Genomic DNA, 2,789 nt, shown 5'->3' on the forward strand with positions numbered 1-2,789 from the left:
CAGCCTCGTGTTCTCCGTCCTGGACGCGGCCACGCAACCCGGCATCGTGCCGCTCGGCTCCGCGTTCCCGTCGCCGCAGCTGTTTCCGCTGCCACGTCTCGCCAAATCGCTCGCGCAGGCCACGCGGCTCGTCAGCCCGTGGAGCACGGTCGTCGACCTGCCGCCCGGCAACGAGGCGCTGCGCCAGCAGATCGCGCGGCGCTATCTCGCGACGGGCATCTCGCAGCCGATCGACGAGATCGTCGTCACGAACGGCGCGCTCGAAGCGCTGAACCTGTGCCTGACGGCCGTCACGCGGCCCGGCGACGTCGTGGCCGTCGAAGCGCCCGGCTTCTATGCGGCGCTGCAGGCGATCGAGCGGCTCGACCTGCGCGCGGTCGAGATTCCCGTCGATCCGCGCACGGGCCTCGATCTCGACGCGCTCGCGAATGCGCTCGACCGTCACGACATCCGCGCGTGCTGGTTCATGACCAATTTCCAGAATCCGACCGGTGTCACGCTGTCCGCCGAGAAAAAGCGCGCGCTCGTCGAGTTGCTCGCCGCGCGCGAGGTGCCGCTGATCGAGGACGACGTGTATGGCGAGCTGCACTTCGGCCCCGACTATCCGCTGCCCGCGCGCGCGTTCGATCGGCACGGCCTCGTGATGCACTGCAGTTCGTTCTCGAAAACGCTCGCGCCCGGCTACCGGATCGGCTGGGCCGCCGCCGGCCGGTTCGCGGAGAAGGTGCAGCGGCTCAAGCTGATGACGACGCTGTCGGCCAGCATTCCCGCGCAGGTCGGCATCGCGAACTATCTCGAGCACGGCGGCTACGACCGGCACCTGCGCAAACTGCGCGGCGCGCTGCACACGCAGCTCGACCGGATGGACGACGCGCTGCAGCGCTGGCTGCCGGCCGGCGTCGAGTGGGTACGGCCCGAAGGCGGCTACTTCCTGTGGCTCGCGTTTCCCGACGCGATCGACGCGATGGAGTTGCATCGCCAGGCGATCGCACGCGGGATCAGCTTCGCGCCGGGGCCGCTGTTTTCGGCCGCGCACGGCTTCGAGCGCTGCGTGCGCGTGAACTTCGGCCATCCGTGGAGCCGCGACATCGAGCACGCGATCCGCGTACTCGGCGAGCTCGTCGCGCAGCCTTCGGTGCGCAAGGGCGGTTGAATCGCACATGGTGGTGCGCACAGTGCGCACTGCCTGCGTCACGGTGATGCACGCAATCCACGCGCGGGTTACAGTGCGGATCCCGCCGCCCTTCACGATTTCCGATGAGTCAACTGCCCTACCTCGATCACGACGCGCTGTTGAAACTGACGGCTGAAGCCGCGCACGTCACGCAATCGTGCACCTGCACGAAAACGCCGCTCGCCGGATGGACGACCCTGCCGCTGTCGCTGCAGGACGCGCAACTGACCGAAGTCGCCACGCTCGCGCCGCCCGGCGAGACGGAGCCGACCTACGCCGAATATCATCCGGGCGGCACGCACTACGCGTCGGACGACGCACCGATCGCCCTGCGCCATTTCCCGTACAACCGCTGCACCGTCAATCGCTGCCGCACGTGCGGCCGCCTGTTCCTGCGCTACCAGGAAGGCGGCGGCTACTTCATCGACCAGCGCATCCGCGCGCTCGATCCGGTGCGCGTCGTCGACGCCGACGCATAAACACCGCCACGGGCATGCACGCATGCCCGCCCCGCGCCGGCGCCCCGCCGGCCATCTGCTGCGCCCTTTTCATCCCGATCTGCTGCTTGTCCCGCCGCGCCGCGTTCCCTACGCTGTCTCCGGTTGCCTGACACCCGTCGCAACGTCTCTCCCGAGTCGCGCGCTTCGCGCCGCGGCTCCTCTCGCGTATCACCTCATGTATCGATATACCGTTTTCGACCGGGCGCTCGTGCACAGCCGCGCCGCCCAGTTCCGCGACCAGCTCGAACGCTGGCAGCACGGCACGCTGAGCGAAGACGCGTTCCGGCCGCTGCGTCTGCAGAACGGCTGGTACGTGCAGCGCCACGCGCCGATGCTGCGCGTCGCCGTGCCGTATGGCGAACTATCGAGCGCGCAACTGCGCGTGCTCGCACGGATCGCACGCGACTACGACGTGCCTGACGACGCCACCTACCGCGCCGCATGCGACGCGCAGGCCTTGCTCGGCACGCTGCGCCTGCCGACCCGCAGCGCACACTTCACGACGCGCACCAACGTGCAGTTCAACTGGATTCCGCTCGCCAGGGCGGCCGACGTGATGGACCTGCTCGCGACCGTCGACATGCACGGCATCCAGACGAGCGGCAACTGCATCCGCAATATCTCGTGCGACGAACGCGCCGGCGTCGCGCCGGACGAGATCGCCGATCCGCGCCCGTTCGCCGAAGTGATGCGCCAGTGGACGACGCTGCACCCCGAATTCGCGTTCCTGCCGCGCAAGTTCAAGATCGCGATCACGGGCGCGGCTGAAGACCGCGCGGCCACCGACTGGCACGACGTCGGGCTGAAGCTCGTGCGCGACGATGCGGGCGCACTCGGTTTTCGCGTGAGCGTCGGCGGCGGGATGGGCCGCACGCCGACGATCGCGACGCCGCTGCGCGCGTTTCTGCCGTGGCAGCACGTGATGAACTACATCGAGGCGATCGTCCGCGTGTACAACCGCTACGGACGGCGCGACAACAAGTACAAGGCGCGCATCAAGATCCTCGTGAAGACCGAGGGGCAGCGCTACATCGACGACGTCGAGGAGGAGTTCCGCCAGATCGTCGATCACGACGGCGGGCCGCATACGATTCCGCAGGTCGAGTTCGACCGCG

3 protein-coding genes are annotated in these 2,789 nt (G+C 68.6%); all 3 read left to right on the plus strand.

The window, feature by feature from the left end:
* Window positions 1-1,153, plus strand: a 1,153-nt coding sequence (locus tag JYJ84_RS33290) for a PLP-dependent aminotransferase family protein (RefSeq protein ID WP_205190028.1), incomplete at its 5' end; no start/stop codon positions are given.
* Window positions 1,154-1,257: 104 nt separating this feature from the next.
* On the plus strand, window positions 1,258-1,653 hold the full coding sequence (locus tag JYJ84_RS33295) for a hypothetical protein (protein ID WP_175219713.1): 396 nt from the start codon (window positions 1,258-1,260) through the stop codon (window positions 1,651-1,653).
* Window positions 1,654-1,849: 196 nt separating this feature from the next.
* Window positions 1,850-2,789 (plus strand): nitrite/sulfite reductase (locus JYJ84_RS33300; RefSeq protein ID WP_205190029.1); only part of this gene is annotated, 940 nt, incomplete at its 3' end.

The sequence above is a fragment of the Burkholderia sp. LMG 13014 genome (assembly GCF_905232215.1).
Classification (GTDB): Bacteria; Pseudomonadota; Gammaproteobacteria; order Burkholderiales; family Burkholderiaceae; genus Burkholderia.